Raw genomic sequence first — 22,119 nt, 5'->3', positions numbered from 1 at the left:
CAACCGGTTTGGTTATAATACCCCCATCTTACGGGGAGGTGATAAATGGGCTGAAAACATAGACTAATCAAAAACAAAAGGAGGACTATCCCTGATGAAACTAGGACGAACTTGGCAGGCAGCGGGGCTACTTTGCCTGGCCCTGGTTGCCTCGGTGATCGCCTTAGCTCCGCCGGGGTTCGCGGAGGACCTTACAAACGGCCAAAAAACCGGCTTCGTGGTATCCGAGGTCGGGAAAGAGGGGTCCCCAAAGACATCTTCGAACGCCAAGGAACAGGACATCTTAAACACCGCATGTGACAGCACAAGCCCCGAGGAGTGCACCACCGAGCAAGGGGCACCCATGGTAACCCTGGAGGCAGCCCCCGCTTCCTTCCACCCGTCAATAACCGAAACCCTTCGCCTCATGGGGCTCAACACGAAGGACCTGGCGCTTTGGGGGATAAAACACCCCACCTCAACTCTCAACAGGCTCAAGGACTTCTCCAGCGAGGACCAAAAGACCGTCGCCGCGGTGGTGCGCTACATCCGTGGAACAAACCCAAAGGTGTCCCCTAAGACCGCCTGGCGCGTGGGGACCGCCCTGGTGTACTACAGCGCCAAGTACGGCATACCGGTTCACCTGTCCGCCGCGGTGGCCCACACGGAGAGCCACTTCAATCCCTCCGCCAAGAGCCCCAAGGGGGCCATGGGGATCATGCAGGTCATGTGGCGGGTTCACACGGACCTCCTGCAGGCCAACGGCATAGAGTCCAAAGAGGATATGATGGACCCCGAGAAGGGGGTCGCGGCGGGATGCCTTTTGCTCTCCCGGTACGTCAAAGCCTACGGCTCCATACCAAAAGCCCTGGCCCGATACTACGGCGGATCCTCGGTGGCCTACTTCCGAAAGGTGAACACAAAAATGGCCAACATCAAGACCTCCATGGCACAGTAAGCCTTCACACGATCTCTTACTTAAAAAGCCGCGGGCTACACGGCCCGCGGCCCCTCAGCATGAGCGCATCAGCCTATTTGCAGTTTACAACTTACAGTTCCCAGCTCCCATCGCCCCATCACTTGGGATCCAAAAGACCCGCGTCCAAAAGGCGGTTCACGTGATACTGCAGGTACAAAGCCCCAAATATTAGCGTCATAAACCACGACCGGGCCACCGATTCCGCCGCCAAGGGACTCGCATCCCGGATCTTGACGTAGAACCTGAGGTTCTCCCGGTACCTGAAACAGGCCAATATCATCATCACCGCCCCAACCAAAGACGCAAGCCCCCCAGCCATGCTCCCCCAGATGGGGCTTATGGCGCTCTTGAAGGAAAAGCCCAAAGATACGAAACCAAGTATCAGAGGAACCGTGCCCAGGACGTCCCCCACATGGGCGCTGCCCATCTGGTTGAAGGCATCACGCCGGGAATACACCCAATAGGCGGGGTATATCCCCATCGTAACCACCGACAAAAGCACCATCATCAAAAGGGGCACCCGCTTAATCCTTGGGTTCACCACCACAGTCTCCAACCTCAACGCCTCCTCCGCAAGCCTTAACGGTCCTAACCTCGCCCAGGTCCCACCGCTTAGCCAGAAACTCCCTGCAGGCCTCGGCTCCCTTAAGATCCTTGAATATCACCGCGCTCGCAGTACCCGAATGGGCCACCGCCAAGCCTATCCCCTTGAACTCCCTGCAGGCCCCAAGCAGCAGGGGCCACTCCTCCCTCGGCATTATGGCCTGCTGAATTATGGCGGACATGGTGGCCGCCGCGGCCACCTTGCGGCAGTTCCCCTCCACAAGGCCCCGCTTCAACACCTGGTAGGCCTTAACATGCCTCTGGGACCGATCCCTCACCGCCTTCATCAGCCCCCGGTCCTTCCGGTAAACCTCGGTGTCCAACGTCCTGTACGGGAGCATCGCCGCTAACCACATGTCCGGCGGCTCCGGAAGCCGCTCGATAAGCCTACCCCTTATGTGGTCCACCAGCGCAAGCCCCCGGAACATGGTGCCGTCCGAGGGCTCTACGGAACAACACAGCCGGAAAAGCTCCTCCTCCCCCAGGTCCACCCCCTTAAGAACCGCACAGGACGCCAGCACCCCGCCAACGTCCATGGTGGAGGTACCAAGCCCCAACGCGGGCCTCAAGGGGTTCTCCACCTCCACCGACACCGCCCCGTCAAGCCCAAAGGACTCCCGGGCCAGCTTAAGCGCCCTGTGGGCCTTGGGGGGAAGGGCTCGGGGACTTCTCCCCTCTTCCACGGTCACCCTCCCACGCCACTCCACCGCAAGGCTCACCAAGGCCTCCCCGTCGGGCAGTATCCAACCCTGAATCCACTCCCCAACCGTTCCCCGGAGCGACGCAAAGGCCTTCCTCAACCCTTGAACACCCCCATCACGGGGCCGTGGTCCGACGGCCTCTCCATGGCCCGATACTCCCTAAGAACCACCGCATCCAAGGACCTCTCCGCAAGACCCCCGGTGCCCAATATGTGGTCTATCCTCCAACCTATGTTCCTCTCCAGCGCACCCTTCACCCGGTAGTCCCAGAAGCTGAACTCCCCCTCACCAGGCCTGTGAAGACGGAAAAGGTCCCTCAGCCCCACCGATAACAGCTCCTCAAAGGCCCGGCGAACGTCCTGATGAAAACACACGTGGTTAACCTTGTTCTCCGGATGGGTCACGTCAAGAGGAGCGGGGGCCACGTTGAGATCCCCCACCACCAGGACCTCCGCGCCTCCTACCTTGAGCTCCCCAACAAGATCCCTAAGGCGCTGCAAGAACCGCAGCTTGTACAGGTAGTCCGGGTGCTCAACCTCCTTGCCCTGGGGCACGTAGCAGTTGACCACCCAGATACCACCCACCCTTACCACCGCAAGCCTGGCATCATCGGTCTCCTCCCCACCGCCGGGGAACCCGAAGAAATGCCCCTCCACCTCCCCAAGGTCCTCCAGCACCGCAACGGCCACCCCGTTGTAGGACTTCATGCCCCGGTAAAAGACCCGGTAACCGTTGGACGAAAATAAATCCTCCGGGAAGTCCCGGTCCTGCACCTTGGTCTCCTGAAGGCAAAGCACGTGGGGCCTCTCCCTCCCCATAAGAAGGGACACCACCTCATACCTGGCCTTGAGCGAATTGACATTGAACGTTATCACCTTGAAAATTGACAATCATATCCCCCCAGCCAGGAATCTCCCGTCACATCATACTATTTTATTTTCCAGGGGAAAGCAAAGGGGAGGGCTGCAGAGTGGACCACCGATGCACCGGGAAACGGCGGATAGCAGTGATAGGGCTTACCCTGCTGTCTCTCATATGCACAGGCATGGCGGTCATGCACTTCGAGATGGGGCTATCCTGGGTGGACTCGGCGTTCTACACCGTTACCACCCTGGCCACCGTGGGGTTCGAGGCACCCCCCAACCTGACATGGGGCAGCAAGATCTTCCTCGTATTCCTCATAATAGTTGGCTTCGGGGTCATGGCCTATTCAATCGGGGAGATAACCCGGTTCTTCATAGAGGACCAGATGCTCACCCTTCTCGGCAGGAGGCGGAACAGGATGCTCAGCAACGTCAAGGACCACTGGATAATCTGCGGGCTCGGACGGGTGGGGAGCCAGGTGGCGGAGCAGTTCTTCGAAGAGGGCATCCCCTTCGTGGCGCTGGAGCGGGACGAGAACTCGGTGATCAGCGCGGTGGAGGGGGGCTGGCTGGTGCTCAACCGCAACGCCACGGAGGAACGGGCCCTGGAGGAGGCGGGCATAACCAGGGCCAAGGGGCTGATAGCCACCCTGAGCAGCGACCCGGACAACGTCTACGTGGTGCTGTGCGCCCGGGCGCTGAACAAGAACCTCCGGATAATAGCCAGGGCCAACGACAACCAGTCCTCCTCCGCCCTCTACAGGGCGGGGGCGGACAAGGTCATAAACCCCTTGGTGGCGGGAGCCCACACCATGGCCAACGTGGCCACAAGGCCTAAGGCCGCAGAGGCCATGCAGGATCTGATCCACACCACCAGGCGCCTAAACCTTGAGTTCGACAAGGTCGTCATATCAGACGACAGCCCCGTGGTGGGGATGACCTTGGCCCAGGCGGACCTAAGGCGATCCCTCGACGTTCTGGTCCTTGCCATCCGCAGGGACACGGTCACCCGCTACAACCCCCCGGGGGACTACGTCCTGGACGGGGGAGACGAACTCCTGGTGCTGTGCCTCAAGGACCACATGAAGGACCTGCGGCGGCTTCTCACCGGCCAGGTATAGATCCCTAGAGGTAAAAAACCCCCCGGGCAGACACCTCCGCGGGGCCCGTCAACACGTACCGGGCCCCATGGGGTTCCGCCTCCACCTCAACCACGTTGAACCCCCCGGGGGACTCTATCCTAACGGGGCTTCCAAACCCCATGCGCAAAAGCGCCGCGGCGCAAGCGCAGGCCCCGGTGCCGCATGAAAGCGTCAAGTCCTCCACCCCCCGCTCATAGGTGCGGGCGAAGAACCCCCCCGAACCGTCAACCCCGCCTAGGGGCATCAGGAAGGTAACGTTAGCCCCCCTGGGGAACCTGCCGTCGTGCCGGTAACGCCTTCCAAGGACCTTAAGCTCCTCCTCCCCAATGTCCCAGCTTCGGGCGAAGAGCACCGCGTGAGGCACCCCCACGTGCAGGTAGGACATAACCACCCCGTCAGGAACCCCCTCGCCGCTCTCGGGGACCCCGAAGAAAGCCCCATCCCCGAAGGGACAGAATCCCATCTTGAGGGACACCAAAGACCCATCAACCTGGGCCTCCACCACCCCGACACCGGCGAGGAACCTCATCTTAGGGTCCTCCAGCCCAAGGCGATCCAACATCCTGGCGAAGCACCGGGCCCCGTTGCCGCACATGTCCGCCTCGGTGCCGTCGGAGTTGAATATCCTCATCCTGAACTGAACTTCCCCGTCTCCGTCCTGCAGCAGAAGCACCCCGTCCGCCCCTATCCCCTTCCGGCGGTGGCACACCTTAACCGCAAGCTCCGACGGGGCAACAAGGGAACTCACCCTGCCTCCAAGGTCGTCAACGAACACGAAGTCGTTCCCGTTGCCGTGGACCTTGAAGAACTCCACAAACCTCAAACCCTCCACCGCTCATCCCCCCGTTACCCGGAAACCCATGCGGGAGAGCACCGCCTTAAGGCGTTCCCGCTGATCCCCTTGGACTAAAACCTCCCCCTCCTCCACCCGGGCGCCGCAGCCCAAGGCGGTCTTTAGGGACTTGCAAAGCCCGCCCAGCTCCTCCGCCGAAAGGCCCTTCACCAAGACCGCGGTGCACTGGTGCCCCCCAAGCCCCTTCCTACGGATCGAAAGGGACGCGGACCTGGGCTTTGCCTTGGATTTCGGTGTCCCCTCTCGAGAAGGCCCAGAAGGCACAGAAGACTCCGATGGGGACTCCACCTTCTGGGCCTCCCCGCCTTCCAGCTTCAGCCCCGCGGACCGCAGGGCTTCCCCAAGGCTGTTTATGTCCCCCGCCGCCTCCACCAGAGGCACTCTCTTCGACTTACCCATCCCGGAACACCGCCTCCTCCACCAGGTCAAGCCTAAGCCGCTCCTCCAGGAAATCCGCCAGGGCATCGTAACGCCTCTCCCTCATGGCCCTTCCGCTGAGGGCCTTGCCGGACAGCTCCGGGAGCCCCCTAAGGCGCCTCAGGTGGTTTAAAAGGGCCCGGCGGAACAACGGATCGTCCCCAAGGCCGTGCAGATAGCTTCCGAAGACCCGGCCCCCAAGGCCGAACGCCCCGTCCGGCCTTGGGCCGTTCCCCTCCAATATCGAGAAGGGGGCTGAAGCACCATCATCCACCAGCCCGGTGTCTCCCACGTGGATCTCATAGCCTCCAACTTGCGCACCCCTGATCTCATCAAGCCAGAAACCACCGTTCACCACGGCACGGGCCGGACGGGCCACCTTGGACCGCATGAACACGGTCCTAACCGGCAGAAGCCCAAGCCCCTCCTCGGAGCCCGCCCCCCTCAACCCCAAACGGGTCCTCCACGGAGAGCCCCAGCATCTGGTAGCCCCCGCATATGCCCCAAACCACGGCGCCGCCCCCTAGAGCCTCCGCCAGAGCCCCGGGGAAACCCCTGGCCTTGAGCCAGCGGAGGTCCTCCAGCGTGGACTTGGTGCCGGGTATCACCACAAGATCCGCACCCCTTATCTCCCCCGGGTGGGAGACGAAGGTGACCCTGCACCGGTCCTCCCCGAGGGCATCGAAGTCCGTGAAGTTGGACATCCTTGGCAGGGATATCACCGCCACCCTAAGCTCCCCTTCGCCGAAGTCCCGGCGGTTCAAACTGTCCTCCGCAGGTATCGAAAGACCCGGCATCAGCGGAAGCACCCCGAGCACGGGCCTTCCGGTCCGGTCCTCGAGGAACCGAACCCCCTCATGGAACAGCGATACATCCCCTCTGAAGCGGTTTACCACCAGCCCCCCCACGATGGGCCTGTCCATGGGATGCAAAAGGTCCAAGGTGCCGGAAAGTGCCGCGAACACGCCCCCCCTCTCTATGTCCGCCGCCAGGATGCCAAAGGCCCCGGCAAACCGGGCCATCCTCAAGTTCACCAGGTCCTGGCTGTACAAGTTCATCTCCGCGGGGCTCCCCGCCCCCTCCATCACCACCAGGTCCGAACAGGACAAGAGCTCCTCCAGGGCCTCCGCCGCCAGCGGGAATAGCTCCTCCGAAAGGCTCCGGTGGTACTCCCCGGCGGACCAGTGCCCCAGCACCTGCCCCTTCACTATGACCTGGCTCACCGAGTCCCCCATGGGTTTTAAGAGAACCGGGTTGTGCAGCGGCGAGGGCTCCACCCCCGCCGCCTCCGCCTGCACCGCCTGGGCAGTCCCCATCTCTCCCCAGGGGGTTGAAAAGGCGTTGAGCGCCATGTTCTGGGCCTTGAACGGGTTCACCTTGACGCCCCCGCCTTGCGAACACCCGGCAAAGTCCTGTGGCAAGAAAGCTCTTGCCCGCGTCGCTGGAAGCCCCCAGCACCATCAAAGCCCGCCCCCTGGGTCTTCCGGGCTCCCCGAGCTTTGACCTCCCGGCTTGCCGGGCCCCCTTGACCTCCCTTCCGGGGGAAGAACTCCAGGAGGCGCAGGCCTCGAGGAAACGGGCCGCCAGGTGAGGCTCCCCCAGCATGTCCACGTGGACGTAGGATGCGAAAAGTCCCATGTCCCCGTACCCACACCGCCAGGATCGAGGGGCCGATGCCTTCCGGACCTCCATGAGGGGCTCCTGCTGCCCCTCGCAGAAGGAGTAGTGGAACTCGTGCCCCCTGAAAGAGGTCCCCGCGGAGCCGATGAGGCAGTCCTTCTCAAGACGGCACTCCACGTAGCCGAACCGGTCAAGCCGGGGCTTAAAGCCGAAGTCCAGCTTGAGAAGCCCCGCCATGGAGGCCCTGCGACCCGCGGGATCGCTCATCCGCTCCCCAAGGACCATCATCCCCCCGCACTCGCCGTATATGGGCATCCCCGCCTGCCGGGCGGATCGGAGGGATCTCATGAAGCGGGACAACGAAAGCCGGTCCATGTGTTCCTCCGGATAGCCCCCGGGGAGCACCAAACCGGCCGCGTCCTGCGGTATCTCCTCCTCCATGGGGCTGAAGGGCACTATCTCCGCCCCCATGGATCTAAGGGCGTACAAGGAACTGGCATAGGTGAACGAGAACGCCCGGTCCTTTGCCAGAGCCACCCGCAAGGATCCCCGCTTCCCTAGCCCCAGGGGCCCTTCCAAGAGGGGCTCCTTCACCGGCCCACCCTTGGGCTCCCCCGCCAGGGCGTGGAGGGACTGGAGCAACCCCCCGTCCAAAACCTCCCCTAGCCGGCGAACCGCCTCCATGAGGTATGGCCCCTCAAAGGACTGGCGCAGCCCAAGATGCCTGGAGGGAAGGGATTTTTCGATCCTCGGGACCTCCCCAAGAACCGGGGGCAGTGGATAGGCACGAAGCCAGTTTCTCACCGCCTCCCCGTGGGAAGCGCCCGACACCCGGTTAAGGATGATACCCCTCACCTCCGGGGCCCCCGGGGCGTTCACCAGCCCCCAGGCCAAGGCCCCCATGGTGGGAGAGGAATTAAGACAGTCCAGCACCAATACCACCGGCAACCCCAGCTCCCTGGCAACCCATGCGGTGGAGAAGTCCCCCTGGGGGTTCAAACCGTCGTACAGCCCCATCACCCCCTCCACCAGGGCGATGTCCGCCCCCTCGGAGGCGTGCCTGTATACCCAAGGCAGAAGGCCGGGGGTGAGGAACCCGTCCAAGTTCCAACACTCCCGGCCCGAGGCGGCGGAAAGGTACGAGGGGTCTATGTAATCGGGCCCCACCTTGAAGGTCTGCACGTTGGCGCCCCTCCTGCTCATGGCCCAGGCCAGGGCGGCGCACAAGGATGTCTTCCCCGATGAGCTGCCGGGGGCGGCCAGCACTAGCCCCCTGGTCACGGCGCTACCCCAGCATGGCCTTGAGGAACGGAGGCAGCACGAAGGCGGCCCTGTGAATGTCGTGGGAGTAGTAGCGGGTGCCCTCCGGGGCGGGACGCCGGACCTCCGCCGGGTCAAGACCCTTGGTGCCTATGCCGTAGGTCCAGAACCCGGTGGGATAGGTGGGCATGAAGCCCACCGCCAGCTTCACCACCTTGAACACCTGCTTGAGCGCCTCGTAGGCCCCGGTCACCACGTGGGGGTCCGAGAAGGGAGACTCGGTCTGACAGACTATGAACCCGTCCTCCCTAAGGGACCGGTGAACGTTGGCGTAGAAGGGAGCCTCGAAAAGGCCCGCCGCGAACTCCACCGGGTCCGTGCTGTCCACTATGACCACGTCAAAGGTCTCCTTGTTGTCCTCTATGAACTTGAGGGCGTCCATGGGCAGCACCCGGGCCCTGGGATCGTCCATGGCACAGCTCAGGGTTGGGAAGAAGTCCCTGGCTGCCCTTATGACCTCCTCGTCTATGTCCACCAGGTAGGCCTCCTTCACGGCGTCGTGGCGGAGCACCTCCCTCAAGGTGCCCCCGTCGCCGCCGCCCACTATGAGCACCTTCTCCGGGTTGGGATGGGAACAGAGGGCCAGATGGCTCATCATCTCGTGGTAGCAGAACTCATCCCGCTCGGTGACCTGTATGGCCCCGTCGAGGACCATCGCCTTGCCGTACTCCGGGGTCTCCACCACCAAAAGGTCCTGGTACTGGGACTTTATGTTCCGTAGAACCTGGGTCATCCGAAGCCCGAGCTTCATGTTGTGGGTCTGCTCCTCGAAGAGCCACATCTCGTTAAGCCTCTTGGGACGAACTTCCATGGGGTATACCTCCTTAAGGGGTTTGTCTTTTTGTCTTGGGGTCCTCCAATGGGAAGGCAAAGCGCGACGCCCCACGACTCCATGGGGCACGGGCGCAACCCTCCCGTTCACCCCCGGGAACGCCTCCGGGGGTTCGATTTTACATCATTCCTCCCGGTCCCTGAAGCGGTCGAATATGCTGCCCATGACCTCGTGGTTCTGCCTAAACCACTCCAGCACCTCCGGTGCGAAGTGCTCCGGCCTGGTCCTGCCGTCTCCAACCAATATGATCCTAACCGCCTCCTCGTGGCTAAAACCCCTCTTGTAGGATCGGTTCGACCGCAAGGCGTCGTATATGTCCGCCAACGCCATGACCCGGCCCTCCCAGGGGATCTGCTGGCCCGAAAGCCCAAAGGGGTAGCCGGAACCGTCCCACTTCTCGTGATGGGTAAGGCACACCCTCCTGGCCATGGCTAGCCACTCCGCATCGCCTACTATCTCCGCCCCCCAAATGGTATGGCGCTTGACCAGTTCGAACTCGTCCCCCGTAAGCCCCGACGGCTTGGACAGGATGTTATGGGGCACCTTTAGCTTGCCTATGTCGTGGAGCCTGGCGAAGATCCCCATGTCCTCCACCTCTTGATGGGTCCTACCAAGGTCCCGGGATATTCGGGTCACATAGGCCCCTATGCGGCTTAGGTGCTCCTCCGTCTCGTTGTGGTATATGCCTGTTATCTCCTGCAGCTTCTGGGCCAGGTAACAGGTAATAGTAGGACTCCCTGATCTCCTGCCGGGACTTGCTGGCATCAAGGAACCCCGCCAGGACGGAAGCCACGGGGATCAAGGTCTCCAGCATCACTTCGTCCCGCCTGCGCCTCTCGGTGAAGCTCACCGTGAGCCCCCCAACGGGACGGCCCATGTGGGAAAGCCCCATGGCCACCTCGGTCACCACCGCCTCGTGGAGGGTGAGGTATCCCGGTTCCTTCCTCACGTCCTCCGCCCATATGAGCCCCTCCTTCACCGCCCGGCCTATGAGGGACGAGTGGATGTTCACCGGCTCCGGCGGAAGCCCCTCATCATAACCGCTGTAGGCCACCGGTATCAGCGTGTCACCCTCCAGGCGGTCCACCACCACCCCGAAGGCGGACAGCATCTCCCGTATGGTGTCCGCTATGCGCCCCACCTCGTCGGGGGCCTGGTAGCCCGAGCGGACCAGCTTGGCCACCTGAAGCGTCTGCCCCCATATCTGCTCCCGCTTACGAAGGATGTCGTTGGACTCCGCCAGGGAGGCGTTCATGGCCGCCACCTCTTCCCCAAAGGCGTTTATCTCCTCCTGCTGGGACCACAGCACCCGCATGGCAGCCCCAAGACCCGACAGCACCGAATGGAGCTCCTCGAGGCGGCATCGGGACTTGCGGTTTTCAACGTCCTTGGACAGGTTGTCTATCACCTGCGAGAGCTCCTCAGGACACCTCAGCCCCGATAGGTCCTTCTCCATCTTCTTGAAGAAGTCCGTGATGTCCCTCACGTCCGGCATCACCTGATTCCTCCAAAGCATGTAAAAGAGGAAGAGGATGCCCAACATCATGAAGGACATGACGATTGGAACCGCGGAGCCGGATAACACCCTTCCCAGTATCTCCCCCTCGGGCACCACCACAAGAAGCCTCATGGACTGAACCCTGAAGCACTTGGCCCAGTAGGCCCTGCCGTCGTCTATCCTGCCCCTTGACCAGGACGAACAGTTCAACATCTCCCGATCCACCCAGCCCAGGAGTGCGAAGTGCCTTCCAAAGGGCCCATTCTCCGCCCATATGACCCTGCCGTCCTCCCCCGTCAGCACCGGCAGCACCAACGAGGATCCGTGAAAACCCAAGGACTTCTCGTCCATCCTGATACCCACCAGGTACTCGTTTCCCTCCAGCTCCCGGACTGTCACGAACTGGGGATGCCCGTCCGGGTTGTAAAGGCCGGACACCTCCCAAACACCACGGAGCCGCTCCAGCTCCCTTAAATGCATCCCATTGGGCAGGCTCCCCCGGAAGGACTCCTCCACCTGGTCCTCCAGGATCCTAACCAGCAGCTCCACCTCCGGGAAGTAGGTCTCCGCCTTGTAGGGCACGGCGGCTATGTACGAGGCCTTCACAAGCTCCGAGTCCAAGTACCTCACCAGGTTCGACGCCATGTTCTCCGTGGCGTCCCAGGCGTTCCTCTGCTGGTCCCGCAGGACGGATTTAAAGAGGTAAGCCCCCTGAAGGAACAGCATGAAGGCCCCCAGGGAGGCGAAGAACCAAAACCACCGGACGAAAAGCCTCTTGAAGGACGTCACCGGCCCCCCACCTCCCCCATGTTCCTCCAGGCGGAGCCATCGTACCTCACCAGATAAAGGGGAAGCACCGCATCCCCCGCTCGGTCAACGGGGAACTCCCCCCGAAGGGTCTTAACGGTCTTCATGGCCTTGAGGGCCTCCGCGGCACCCTCCTGGCCCTTGGGGCCCACTAGGACCGCCTCCAACGCCATCGACACCGCCCCGTATCCCGAGTCCACCGCGGGCAGCGGAGGAAGACCCGCTATCCTCTCCTGAAGGTACCTCATGAACGGATGCCCCATGTCCAGCTCAACCGGGGAGAACACCACCGAGTACCCAAGGGACTCGGGCCCCGCCAGGCTGGCGCTGACCGACGACACCCCCCAACCCGCCACCGCACAGGGCGCAGGGCCCTTCAGGTTCCCCACGATCTCCATGAAAACCCCCGCGTAGTACGCCGGCATGGCAAGGTAGAATCCGTCGTACCCGCCGGCTACCACCTCAAGCCGGAAGGCATCGTAAAGGTCCCCCGGGGAACCCATGAGGGTCTTTTTAGGCGGGATCCCAAGGCCGGTGGAGAAGCCATCCAGCTGCCCCTTGGTGTACACCAGGTTCGACGAGTCCAGCACCGCCAAGTACCTCTTGAAACCCGGGAGGTGCGATCGCACCATCTCCCCAAGCTCCACCGCCCCAGAGGGGCCAGAATAGCGGAACAACAGGTCCCCCTCCACCGCCAGGGCCGGGGCGTTTGCGTTGGTGGCTATGGCGGGGATCCCCTCCCTCTCCAGCAGGGGATGCACCCTGGACACGAAACCCGACGTGGCCCCCACCAGCACCACCGAGGCCTTGGCCTTCTTGATGGCATCAACCGCCTCCCGGTCGCTCATCCCGGTCACCACCAAGGGCCTCACCCTAAGCCCCCTGCCGCGCTCCGCTATGTTGAAGTAGTCCACCGCGAAGAGGGCACACTGCTGTACGTCCCGGGACAAAGACGCCCCAGGCCCCTGATGCTCAAACCAAAGGGCCACCACCGCCTCCCGGGGACCCAAAAGCTTGAAGGCCAGGAGCACTAAAAGGAACATGGCCACAAACCCAGCCGCCAGGGACAGGGGCTTGGAAAGCTTAAGCGTTTTAAACATACCCGCCATGCGGGATCCCCCTACAACCCTCGGCCTCAAGCGACATCACCGCACCTTTCTCCCACGCCGGCACCGAACCCAATTCATGAAAACGCTCACGAAGAGCGACAACGAACCTTCGCAATCCATCCCCTCGGATTGTACCAAATCCCACCGCTGCGGTGGGGCTTGATAGCGCTAAAGATTTTGGCATGTATCACCAAATTCACCCGGCCGTTTTTTATGGACGGTACGATGGGTTATAATGAACCGCGACGAAATCAAAAATAGTTTTTCAAGAGAGGGTGATAAGGCGATGAGGGAAGTTAAGCACCGCCGTTTGCTGCTCATCTCCGTTGCTCTTGTTTTTCAGGCTTTGGTCCTCTCTGCCCCGCTTGTCGGCCTTGTCCTTCCCTTGGGCCCCGCATGGGCTCAAGGGGGCGTCAAAGGGCTTACGGTCCTGTGTCCCGTTGAGCCGGTGTCCTACCTGGCGAGGAGGATAGGGGGCGATCGGGTCAACGTGGTGACCCTCATACCCCAAGGGGCGGATCCCCATTCGTTCGAGATGCGCCCAAGCCACGCCAAGGCGGTATCGGAGGCGGATGTGATCTTCTACCTCGGCCTGCCGTTGGAGGAATCACTTCTGCCCAAGCTGAGGGCCAATGGGGTTAGGGTGATGCGGCTTAAGTTCTCCAAGCTTGAAGGGCATGGCCACGCTCACGAAGGGAAGGGTGACAAGCCGGGGCATAGGGAATCCTTCGATCCCCACGTGTGGAACTCCCTGTCCAACGGAAGGGCCATGGCCCGCTCGATGGCGGAGGGTCTAAAGTCCCTGGATCCAAGCAACGGGTCTTTTTACGACGCCAACCTGGCGAAGCTCCTCGGGGAGATGGACCGGCTGGACAAGGAGATCTCGGCCCTCCTGGGGCCCTTCAAGGGCCGGGCGGTGCTGGCGTATCACCCCGCCTGGAACTACTTCTGCGCCGAGAGGGGGCGTAATCCCCCTGGCGGTGGAATCGGAGGGGATGGAGGCCCGGCCCAAGGAGCTGTCAAAGCTGAGGTCAAAGGTTCAAAGCCTAGGGATACGGGTGATGTTCGTGCAGCCCTCCATGTTCGGACGCTCCGCTCAAGGGGCCGCAGCGATGTTGGGGGTGAAGCCGGTGGAGCTGGATCCGCTGGAGGCGGACTGGTTCAAGATGATGCGCCAAACCGCCAAGGCCTTCGCGGACTCGATGAGAACAAGGTGATCCCCATGGGAAGCTGGTCTCTCCTCACAGGCTCCGGGCTTGATTGGTTCAGGTCCCTTTCCCCGTCCCTTCAGGCCCTTTTGGGCGGGACCCTCACGTGGGGGCTCACAGCCATTGGTGCCGCCATGGCCTTCATCGGGGCTAACCCATCCAGGAAGATGCTGGACTTCATGCTGGGCTTCTCCGGCGGGGTCATGATAGCCGCCAGTTTCTGGTCCCTGCTGTCCCCCGCCATAGAGATGTCCCAAGAGCTTGGGCTCACGCCTTGGCTTCCCCCCTCCGCGGGGTTCCTGGGGGGAGCGCTCTTCTTAAGGCTTCTGGACTTGCTTCTGCCCCACCTTCACCCGGCCCTCAAGGGGGGCCAGCCGGAGGGCATCAAGTCCCATCTGAGGAAGACCACCCTCCTGGTGCTGGCCATAACCCTTCACAACATACCGGAGGGACTGGCCTTCGGGGTGGCCTTCGGGGCCGCGGGACTCTCGAGCTCCGCCACCCTTTCCGGCGCTCTGGCGCTTACCCTTGGCATAGGGCTTCAAAACCTGCCGGAGGGGCTTGCGGTATCCATGCCCCTGAGGAGCGCCGGGTTCTCCAGGTCCATGGCGTTCTTCTTCGGCCAGCTCTCCGCGGTGGTGGAGCCGATCTTCGCCGCCATAGGGGCCCTCTCGGTGGAGTCCATGCGGATGGGGCTGCCCTACGCCCTGTCCTTCGCCGCCGGTGCCATGATATACGTGGTGGTGGAGGAGGTGATACCGGAGTCCCAGTCGGAGGACAACGGTGATCTGGCCACAATGGGGGTAATACTTGGCTTCATCTGCATGATGATCCTTGACGTGGCGTTAGGGTAACGGTTATACAATCTTGTTTGACACCTCCGGTGAACGGGAAGACCGGTGAGATTCCGGCGCGGCCCCGCCACTGTGAGCCCGACGAGACCGCCGTTACCACTGGGGGGCTTAAACCCCTGGGAAGGGGCGGGGTAGGATGAAGGCAAGCCAGGAGACCGGCCGGAGGTGATGGGGAAGGTTGCCTGCGCGGGCGGGCGCCTCCGGTGGGAACGCCTTCCCTCTGTACCCCTCGGGGCTAAACCTCAGGGGTTGAGACCCCCGAAGAAGGGAGGGAAAGTGCAATGCCTCTTAACTACGACAGGAACCCCGCCTCCATTGAGAGGAAGAGCCTGTACCTGATCCGTCAGGTTCTTGGATCCTACTCCATAGAACCCTCCTTGATGCCCATTGCGGAGCGAGTGGTTCACGCCGGAGCGGACTTCTCCCTGGGCAGCCTGGTCTCCGCTAGCCCCGATTGGCTTGAACATGCCAAGGTAGCCCTCAAGGACTCCAAGGTCTTCTGCGACGTGGACATGGTAAGATCCGGGCTCTCCCGGAGTCTGCTCTCCAAGCTCCACCTGGACCCCGTATGCCTCATCCACCAGGAGTGCACCTCCGCCGCCAGCGCCAGGGAGGGCATAACCCGGGCCATGGCATCGGTGGACAGGGCATCTCAAATGGGCATCCGGGTCTTCGCCTTCGGCAACGCCCCCACGGGGCTCTTCAGGCTCTTGGAGCTGGTGGAACAGGGATTCGAACCCCTCTTCGTGGTGGCATTCCCGGTGGGCTTCGTGGGGGCCGCGGAGAGCAAGGAGCTCCTCCTCAAGAGCGGGGTGCCCTGCGTGTCCCTAAGGGGCCCCAGGGGGGGATCCAACCTCTGCGCCGCGGCGTTCAACGCCGTAATGCGGCTCTGCCTTGAAGGGGAGGACAGACTCTAACCTTGCTATCGGAAAGGGGTAGCTCGTCAGAGGACCCCTTGGAGAAGCTTCGCCGCACCGCTTATCGGCGCCCGGAACGGTGTAGATAACTTTATTACTTCGGGAGGTCGATGGGTCAAATGAGGAAGTTTATATCAGTTCTTGCGCTTGTTCTAAGCTTAATGGGGGCTTTTGCGCACCCTCAAAGGGCCCTTGCATCGGAGGGGAAGAAGGTGGAGAAGAAGAACGCCGTCCTGGTGGTGGCCTTCGGCAGCTCCATGCCGGAGGGACAGAGGGCCATAGACGCGGTATTCCGGTCCGTGAAGGACGCGTTCCCCGGCACAGAGGTGCGGCTGTCCTTCACCAGCCGCATAATAATGCGCAAGTTGGCAAAGGAGGGGAAGGTCTTCCTGGATCCTATTACCTCCCTGGCCAAGCTCCATGAAGAGGGCTACACGAACGTGGCGGTGCTGTCAACCCACGTGATCCCCGGGGAGGAGTATGACGACCTGTCCGCGGTGGTGGGGGCCTTCCGTTACCTAAGGGAACACGGGAGCAAGAGCGGGTTTGAGGGCATAGCCCTAAGCAAGCCGCTGCTTTGGTCCCCCGAGGACTACGAGCGGGTGTCCGCCATCCTGGGCAGGGCCTTCGGCAAGGACCCACGGCGGGGAGTGGTCCTCATGGGTCACGGTTCACCCCATCCCGCGGAAGGGGCCTACGCCAGGCTTCAAACGGTGCTCCAGCGGAAGCACCCCAACTTCGTAGTGGGCACCGTGGAGGGGACACCGTCCTTGGAGGACGTGATCTCCCAGTTGAAGGGCAAGGGTATCAAGCGGGCGATCCTGGCGCCCCTGATGCTGGTGGCGGGGGACCACGCCCACAACGACATGGCGGGGGACGAGGAGGACTCTTGGATAAACGTGCTCTCCAAGGAGGGCATAAAGGCGGAGGCGCACCTGAAGGGTCTGGGGGAGAACCCGGAGATAAGGGCCCTTCTGGTGGAGCACCTGAAGGAGGCCGCCGAGGAGGCGGGCTTCTAGTCCTGACATGGGGCCCCTGAGGCAGGAGGTGACCGCCTCCCCCGGGGGCTCTTTTTTGAGCAGCCCCCAGGGACCGCTCAAACCTCTGGAAGGAAGTGTTGACCCTTGATGTACCGATGCGATCGATCCCACTCCCCCGGGATCTGCCCGATCCCAACGGGAAGGGAGTTCTTAACGCCTTTCCTCGCCTCCTTCGTCCTATCCCTCGTGTTTTTGGCCCTACCCGCCTACGCAGCTCGGTTATCCGTGGTGGATGACATGGGGAGAAGGGTGACCTTGGGATCCCCCCCGACGAGGATAGTCTCCCTCTACCCTGCCCACACGGAGAACCTGCTGGCCCTGGGGCTCAAAGGCCGCATCGTGGGCGTGGCGGACGGGGACGACCGAGAGCTGTTTAAGGGGGTTCCAAGGCTTCCCCTAAGGCCCGATCCGGAGAGCATCCTGAGCCTCAAGCCGGACTTGGTGCTCATGAGGTCTCTGCAGCTGTCCATGCAGCCCGGACTGCTCGAACGCCTTGAACCCTTCGTTCCGGTGGTGGTGCTGGATCCCCCGTCCTTCGACGGCCTCGAGCTCTACGTAACCCGACTTGGAACGATAACCGGCAGGGAGAGGGAGGCCCGTTTGAAGCTCCAGGGGGCCCTTAGAACCCTGGAGGACGCCAGAAGGCGCAACTACAAGGCCCGCAAGGGGGCGTTTCTGGTGGTAAACTCCAGGGATATCACCACCTGCGTCCCCGGGAGCTGGCCGCACCGGCTCATGGAGGCCGCGGGGCTCAACCCCGCGGCGGAGGACCTAAAGCCCACTTCCAAGGGGAGCGCGGTGGCTCAGTTCGGGCCGGAGAGGCTTCTTCTGATCAACCAAAAGGTGGACGTGATACTGGTGCAACGGGGGCCCATGAACCCCGGGGGTGCCAAGGAGTTCTTGGAGGACCCCCGGTTCCGCCCCATGGAGGCGGTTAAGCGCGGCAACGTGTTTGAGGTGGATGAGAGGGCCATATCTCGTCCGTCCCTGATAAGGCTTAACGATGCCTTGAAGTCCCTTGAGGCCCTTGGGAGGAAGGTCCGCTGATGTCCCTAAGATGCGGGTTCACCACCGGTAGCGCCGCCACGGCGGCGGCCATGGGGGCCGCTCTTTGGCTCCTTGGAAGGCCTTCCTCGTGGGTCAAGGTCAAGCTGCCCTCCGGTAGCACGCTGTCCATCCCCTTGGGAGGATGTGAACGGATCCCCGGGGGTGCCCAGGGATGGGTTTTCAAGGACGCCGGCGACGACCCTGACGTGACCCACCTGTCGGCGGTGGCTGCCAAGGTTCGTCTTCACCGGGGGGACCGGGTGACCGTGGACGGAGGTCCGGGGGTGGGCACCGTGACCCGGCCGGGGCTTCCCGTTCCAGTGGGGGCCAAGGCCATAAACCCGGGCCCCTTAAGGATGATAAGGGAGAACCTGTTGGAGATCCTCCCAAGGGGCATAGGGGCCCAGGTGGAGGTATGGGTGCCTAGGGGTGAGGAGCTGGCGAAGGGGACTTTCAACCCCAAGCTGGGCATAGAGGGGGGCATATCCATCCTAGGTACCACCGGGGTCGTACGGCCCATGAGCGAGGACGCGGTTGTGGAGACCATAAGGTCCGAGCTGTCGGTCATCCGGGCAGAGGGTTTTGATCTGGTATGCCTTGCCCCGGGCAACTACGGACGGGACTTCGCCGCGTCGTTAGGGGTTCCGGGGAGTCTCACCGTTAACGTAAGCAACTACGTGGGCAAGTCGCTGGAGGCCTGTGCCAAGCTAAAGTTCAGGGGGCTCATCTTCATCGCCCAGGTGGGTAAGATGGCTAAGGTGGCGGCGGGTTCGATGGACACCCACAGCTCCAAGAGCGACGGCCGCCTTGAGGCCCTGTGCGCCTACGGGGCCCTTCACGGCATGAATTCGTCTTGGATTCGCCGCATAATGGAGTGCAACACCGCAGACCAGGCGGCCAATTTAATGGCCGCCACGATCCAAGGCAGGATGGCCCTGGAGGAGCTATGCCGCAGGGCCAGGGACAGGGCAAAGGCCTTATCCGGAGCGGAGGCGGCGGTTCTTACATTTTCTCTTCCCCGGCAAGAGCTGGCCCGTTCTGGGCCGCTGGAGGAGATGATAGAGGCGATGAGGGGGCTTTAGGCTTTGAGCGAGCTGAAGGAGCTTAGGGAGATAAACGTCTTCGGCATGGGCTCCGGGAACCCGCAGGACGTCCCGGAGAGGATCTGGGACCTCATAAGGTCCTGCGGGGCCCTGATGGGAGACCCCAGGTTGACGGGTCACCTGCCCCCCCTGGAGTGGCAGCTCCGGCTTCCGCTGCCCTGCGGGGAGGAGCTGATACCCGCGTTGGAGGGGGCCCCAAAGCCCCTTGGGGTGCTGGTCAGCGGGGACACCGGTTTCTTCAGCATAGCCCGGCGGATAGGGGCCTCCTTCCCCGGGAGGGTTCGTCTCTTCCCCGGCGTGTCAAGCCTCCAGATCATGGCATCCCGCATAGGTGAGAGCTGGGCAAACGTTCCGGTGGTGTCCCTGCACGGCCGTCCTCTTGAGGGGGCCGAGGGGGCCATAAGGCAAACCATTTGGGACAAGGACAGGTGCGCCGTGCTTTTCGGAGAGGGCGGCGGCGTAAGGGACCAGCTTAGCCAGCTCTCCAAGCTTTTGAAGGAGGGGGTCCGCGGATGGCTTGGCTGGGACCTGGGGTCCTCCAAGGAGCAGCTGTTCAGCGGGAGCCTTGAGGAGTTAGCCAACTCCCCCTACACCGGCAGGCTTTGCATCGGCTGGTTTGAGGCCCCCCGGGGCGGTTTCTTCGGCGAGAAGGAATGGGACGTCCGGCGCCGTCCCCTGGAGGACCTGGAATTGGAGCGCAAGGACCGGATACCCATGACCAAGTTTCCGGTGCGGTGTTTTGTCTCCTCCCTCCTGGAGCCCCTATTCGGCTCTAATGTGCTGGAGGTGGGAAGCGGAACCGGGGCCCTCACATGTCACTTGGGCCGTCTTACAGGTCCAGGTCGCATATTCTCCATCGAGCGGGACCTGGAGGCCCTGGATCTCGCTTCCAGGAACGCGGAGAGGCTGTGTCCCGTGGGTTCCGTTCGCTTTATCCACGGGGAGGCCCCGGTCAGGGGGGTTGAGCTGGAGGGGCCCTTCCAGCGGGTGGTGGTTGGAGGGCATGGAGGGAACCTCAAGGAGATAATAAGATGGTCCGCGGGACTTCTATCCCCTGGGGGAAGGATAGTGATACCCTGTCTTCTGCTCTCGTCCTTTCAACAGGCCATGGAGGAGCTGGAGGCCCTGGGTTTTAAGACCGGGTTCCTTCGGGTCTTTCCCGGAGAGGGCCGACGTCTTGGTGGAGAATGGATGGTACAGGGGGGCAATCCGGTGGACATAGTATGGGGGGATGTGGTTTGAAGGGGCTTGTGTGGATAGTGGGTGCCGGCCCGGGGGATCCGGATCTCATAACCGTCAAGGGACTTCGCCTGCTGTCGGAGGCTCATCTTGTGGTTTACGCCGGGAGCCTCATCAACCGGGAGCTTCTCCATCGCTGCCCCGAGGGCTGTGAGGTGCTGGACTCCTCCAAGATGACCCTTGCGGAGCAGGTGCGGGTGATGGCGGATCGGGCCCTTAAGGGCCTTAACGTGGTGCGTCTCCACACGGGGGATCCAAGCCTCTACGGGGCCATAGGGGAGCAGATAAGGGAGCTAAAAGCCCTCGGGGTGGAGTGTCGGATCGTGCCCGGGGTATCCAGCCTGCAGGGGGCCGCCGCGGCGCTCGGCATAGAGTACACGGTTCCAGGTGGCACCCAGACTTTAGTTTGCACCCGTCTTCCCGGAAGGACCCCAGTGCCTTCCAAGGAGGACCTTAGGGTCTACGCCTCCACGGGAGCCACGCTGGCCCTGTTCCTGTCATCCGACATGGGGGATGAGATATCCAGGCTTTGCATGGAGGGGGGGCTTCCCGGGGACACCCCAGCGGCTTGGGTCTACCGGGCCACCTGGCCGGATCAGAGGGTTGGGACCGCTAAACTCCGCGAGCTGGGACAGCGGATGAAGGCGGAGCACGTGAACCGGCAGGCCCTGATCATAGTAGGCCGCTGCGTTGAAGAATCCGGGACTAGCCTGCTGTACGATCCCCGCTTCAGCCACATGTACAGGAAGGCCCATGACGAGGGGCCGGAAGGAGGCATGGGTTGAGGGTCTTCGTGGTGGCCCCAGGCTCCCTTTCCGAGAGGGGAACCCTGGTGGCCAATCTCACCGGTTTTGAGCTCTTCGACCCCTCCGCGGGGGCGAAAGACGCCGCAAGGGCCCTTTGGGACCGGGCGGAGGGCATTCTATTCGTAGGGGCGCTCCCCATCGCGGTGAGGGCCGTGTCGGGCCTATTGGAGGACAAGGGCAAGGATCCGGCGGTGCTCTGCGTCACCGAGGACCTCTCATCGGTGTTCCTGGTGGCGGGGGGGCACCTCGGAGGCGGCACAGACCTGGCGGTTCTGGTATCCGAGGCCCTGGGGGCTCCATGGATACCCACCACGTCCACCGACAGGCTCCGAATCATGTCCCCCGACCGATGGGCAAGGCGGCATGGGATGAAGGTATTAAACAGGGATAACCTGTCTTCCGTCATAAGGCATCTTATCACCCACCGGTCCCTTCGGTGGTGGCTGGACCCGCTGCTCCCCTCCCCTCCCCTGCCCAAGGGGGCGGAGGCGGTGGAAGACCCCTCCGCCGCCCAGGTCCTCTACACCGTGAGGGATCTCACGGATATCTCTCCTTCGGGTATCCTCCTGGTTCCCCGGTGCATCTGCGCCGGGGTTGGGTTCAGGCGGGACGCCAAGGGGGAGGAGATAAGGGACGGGATCCTGGAGGCCCTCAAATCCCATCCGAAGGGGCCTTTCCTCAGGGAAGCCTTGTTGGAGATCGGCACATGGGAGGGCAAGAGAAGCTCCAAGGAGCTTGCAAGGGCGGCGAAAGACTTAGGATGCGGGGTTCGCTTCTTCGGCTCCGATGAGATCCGAGACGCCTCCATGGGCATGACGCTGACGGCCTCCGCGGCGGAACGACACCTGGGGCTTCCCGGGGTGGCGGAGCCCTGCAGCGCCCTTATGGGACGGCCCCTTGGGGGCAGGATGGTGCACAACGGCGTGACCGCCGCGCTGTCCCTCGAAGACATAGGCTTCAAGGGCCGCCTTGGGGTGGTTGGAATAGGCCCCGGGCACCTGGACCACATGACCCTGGGGGCTTTGAGGGAGCTTGAGGAGTGCGACGTGATCGTGGGGTACTCCCTTTACGTGGACCTGCTGCCCAAGCACCTCCAAGAAGTCAAGCTGGTGGAGTCCTACCGCATGGGAGAGGAGGAGGCGAGGGTCAAGAGGGCGGTGGAGCTGGCCCAAAGGGGCTAGT

General features: G+C 62.7%; 21 protein-coding genes, 1 pseudogene and 1 riboswitch. Of the genes and pseudogenes, 10 read left to right on the top strand and 12 right to left on the bottom strand.

Annotated elements, in window-relative coordinates; translation table 11 throughout:
• The first annotated feature begins 94 nt into the window (after positions 1 to 94).
• The gene (locus tag THEVEDRAFT_RS00445) at positions 95 to 937 is read left to right on the top strand and encodes a transglycosylase SLT domain-containing protein (RefSeq protein WP_006582766.1); all 843 of its coding nucleotides are present in this window, start codon (positions 95 to 97) and stop codon (positions 935 to 937) included.
• 118 nt (positions 938 to 1,055) lie between these two features.
• On the opposite strand, the gene THEVEDRAFT_RS00440 is transcribed toward THEVEDRAFT_RS00445, so the two are convergent.
• The 3 genes from THEVEDRAFT_RS00440 to xth are packed head-to-tail and all read right to left on the bottom strand — an operon-like array spanning position 1,056 to position 3,137.
• Complete coding sequence (locus THEVEDRAFT_RS00440; RefSeq protein ID WP_245522680.1) at positions 1,056 to 1,520, bottom strand: DUF4234 domain-containing protein; 465 nt, start codon at positions 1,518 to 1,520, stop codon at positions 1,056 to 1,058.
• Positions 1,483 to 2,361, bottom strand: coding sequence for a GHMP family kinase ATP-binding protein (locus THEVEDRAFT_RS00435; protein ID WP_006582764.1), 879 nt, complete (start codon positions 2,359 to 2,361; stop codon positions 1,483 to 1,485). Before THEVEDRAFT_RS00435 ends, THEVEDRAFT_RS00440 begins: the two co-directional genes overlap by 38 nt.
• Positions 2,358 to 3,137: an exodeoxyribonuclease III gene (gene xth, locus THEVEDRAFT_RS00430; protein WP_281054546.1), complete on the bottom strand. Its 780-nt coding sequence runs from the start codon at positions 3,135 to 3,137 to the stop codon at positions 2,358 to 2,360. Before xth ends, THEVEDRAFT_RS00435 begins: the two co-directional genes overlap by 4 nt.
• A gap of 95 nt (positions 3,138 to 3,232) precedes the next feature.
• Between xth and THEVEDRAFT_RS00425 the strand changes: the two genes are divergently transcribed.
• The gene (locus tag THEVEDRAFT_RS00425; protein ID WP_006582762.1) at positions 3,233 to 4,246 is read left to right on the top strand and encodes a potassium channel family protein; all 1,014 of its coding nucleotides are present in this window, start codon (positions 3,233 to 3,235) and stop codon (positions 4,244 to 4,246) included.
• Between the two features lie 4 nt (positions 4,247 to 4,250).
• Here THEVEDRAFT_RS00425 and dapF read toward each other — a convergent pair whose 3' ends face one another.
• From dapF to THEVEDRAFT_RS00390, 9 genes and pseudogenes are all read right to left on the bottom strand, one after another.
• Positions 4,251 to 5,099 (bottom strand): diaminopimelate epimerase, encoded by an 849-nt coding sequence (gene dapF, locus THEVEDRAFT_RS00420; protein WP_245522679.1) that lies wholly within the window; start codon positions 5,097 to 5,099, stop codon positions 4,251 to 4,253.
• Between the two features lie 3 nt (positions 5,100 to 5,102).
• Entirely contained in the window at positions 5,103 to 5,519 is a 417-nt protein-coding gene (locus THEVEDRAFT_RS00415; protein WP_006582760.1) for a translation initiation factor, read from the bottom strand.
• On the bottom strand, positions 5,512 to 5,985 hold the full coding sequence (locus tag THEVEDRAFT_RS10035) for a cobyric acid synthase (RefSeq protein WP_050802080.1): 474 nt from the start codon (positions 5,983 to 5,985) through the stop codon (positions 5,512 to 5,514). The genes THEVEDRAFT_RS00415 and THEVEDRAFT_RS10035 overlap by 8 nt, the downstream gene beginning before the upstream one ends.
• Positions 5,939 to 6,889 (bottom strand): cobyric acid synthase, encoded by a 951-nt coding sequence (locus tag THEVEDRAFT_RS09665; protein WP_281054545.1) that lies wholly within the window; start codon positions 6,887 to 6,889, stop codon positions 5,939 to 5,941. Before THEVEDRAFT_RS09665 ends, THEVEDRAFT_RS10035 begins: the two co-directional genes overlap by 47 nt.
• 274 nt (positions 6,890 to 7,163) lie before the next feature.
• Positions 7,164 to 8,423 (bottom strand): annotated as a pseudogene (locus tag THEVEDRAFT_RS09660) (cobyrinic acid a,c-diamide synthase CobB); the annotation flags it as partial.
• Between the two features lie 19 nt (positions 8,424 to 8,442).
• On the bottom strand, positions 8,443 to 9,288 hold the full coding sequence (gene speE, locus THEVEDRAFT_RS00400) for a polyamine aminopropyltransferase (protein ID WP_006582759.1): 846 nt from the start codon (positions 9,286 to 9,288) through the stop codon (positions 8,443 to 8,445).
• 144 nt (positions 9,289 to 9,432) lie between these two features.
• Positions 9,433 to 9,945 carry an HD-GYP domain-containing protein gene (locus tag THEVEDRAFT_RS09655; RefSeq protein ID WP_245522678.1) on the bottom strand — a complete coding sequence of 171 codons (513 nt, stop codon included), beginning with the start codon at positions 9,943 to 9,945 and terminating at the stop codon, positions 9,433 to 9,435.
• Entirely contained in the window at positions 9,917 to 11,596 is a 1,680-nt protein-coding gene (locus THEVEDRAFT_RS00395) for a GAF domain-containing protein (protein WP_245522677.1), read from the bottom strand. Before THEVEDRAFT_RS00395 ends, THEVEDRAFT_RS09655 begins: the two co-directional genes overlap by 29 nt.
• A complete protein-coding gene (locus tag THEVEDRAFT_RS00390) occupies positions 11,593 to 12,723 on the bottom strand; it encodes an ABC transporter substrate-binding protein (protein ID WP_006582757.1) in 1,131 nt (376 codons plus the stop codon). Before THEVEDRAFT_RS00390 ends, THEVEDRAFT_RS00395 begins: the two co-directional genes overlap by 4 nt.
• Positions 12,724 to 13,009: 286 nt before the next feature.
• On the opposite strand from THEVEDRAFT_RS00390, the gene THEVEDRAFT_RS10195 reads away from it, so the two are divergent.
• From THEVEDRAFT_RS10195 to THEVEDRAFT_RS09525, 8 genes are all read left to right on the top strand, one after another.
• Positions 13,010 to 14,785: a metal ABC transporter solute-binding protein, Zn/Mn family gene (locus tag THEVEDRAFT_RS10195; RefSeq protein WP_006582756.1), complete on the top strand. Its 1,776-nt coding sequence runs from the start codon at positions 13,010 to 13,012 to the stop codon at positions 14,783 to 14,785.
• Between the two features lie 10 nt (positions 14,786 to 14,795).
• A riboswitch (cobalamin riboswitch) is annotated at positions 14,796 to 14,963 on the top strand.
• Positions 14,964 to 15,066: 103 nt separating this feature from the next.
• Positions 15,067 to 15,702 carry a precorrin-8X methylmutase gene (locus THEVEDRAFT_RS00380; RefSeq protein ID WP_006582755.1) on the top strand — a complete coding sequence of 212 codons (636 nt, stop codon included), beginning with the start codon at positions 15,067 to 15,069 and terminating at the stop codon, positions 15,700 to 15,702.
• A gap of 161 nt (positions 15,703 to 15,863) precedes the next feature.
• Positions 15,864 to 16,721, top strand: a complete 858-nt coding sequence (locus THEVEDRAFT_RS00375; RefSeq protein WP_245522676.1) for a sirohydrochlorin cobaltochelatase — start codon at positions 15,864 to 15,866, stop codon at positions 16,719 to 16,721.
• A gap of 108 nt (positions 16,722 to 16,829) precedes the next feature.
• On the top strand, positions 16,830 to 17,789 hold the full coding sequence (locus tag THEVEDRAFT_RS00370) for an ABC transporter substrate-binding protein (RefSeq protein ID WP_156787165.1): 960 nt from the start codon (positions 16,830 to 16,832) through the stop codon (positions 17,787 to 17,789).
• Complete coding sequence (gene cbiD / locus THEVEDRAFT_RS00365; RefSeq protein ID WP_006582752.1) at positions 17,789 to 18,871, top strand: cobalt-precorrin-5B (C(1))-methyltransferase CbiD; 1,083 nt, start codon at positions 17,789 to 17,791, stop codon at positions 18,869 to 18,871. The genes THEVEDRAFT_RS00370 and cbiD overlap by 1 nt, the downstream gene beginning before the upstream one ends.
• Positions 18,872 to 18,874: 3 nt before the next feature.
• Positions 18,875 to 20,134 (top strand): precorrin-6Y C5,15-methyltransferase (decarboxylating) subunit CbiT, encoded by a 1,260-nt coding sequence (cbiT, locus tag THEVEDRAFT_RS00360; protein WP_006582751.1) that lies wholly within the window; start codon positions 18,875 to 18,877, stop codon positions 20,132 to 20,134.
• The gene (gene cobM, locus THEVEDRAFT_RS00355; RefSeq protein WP_156787069.1) at positions 20,131 to 20,916 is read left to right on the top strand and encodes a precorrin-4 C(11)-methyltransferase; all 786 of its coding nucleotides are present in this window, start codon (positions 20,131 to 20,133) and stop codon (positions 20,914 to 20,916) included. The genes cbiT and cobM overlap by 4 nt, the downstream gene beginning before the upstream one ends.
• Positions 20,913 to 22,118 (top strand): cobalamin biosynthesis protein, encoded by a 1,206-nt coding sequence (locus THEVEDRAFT_RS09525; RefSeq protein ID WP_006582749.1) that lies wholly within the window; start codon positions 20,913 to 20,915, stop codon positions 22,116 to 22,118. Before cobM ends, THEVEDRAFT_RS09525 begins: the two co-directional genes overlap by 4 nt.
• The last annotated feature ends 1 nt before the right edge of the window (position 22,119 follow it).

Source organism: Thermanaerovibrio velox DSM 12556 (genome assembly GCF_000237825.1).
Taxonomy (GTDB): domain Bacteria; phylum Synergistota; class Synergistia; order Synergistales; family Synergistaceae; genus Thermanaerovibrio; species Thermanaerovibrio velox.
The sequence above is the reverse complement of the archived record's forward strand: the minus strand, read 5'-3'. Positions and strand labels throughout refer to the sequence as shown.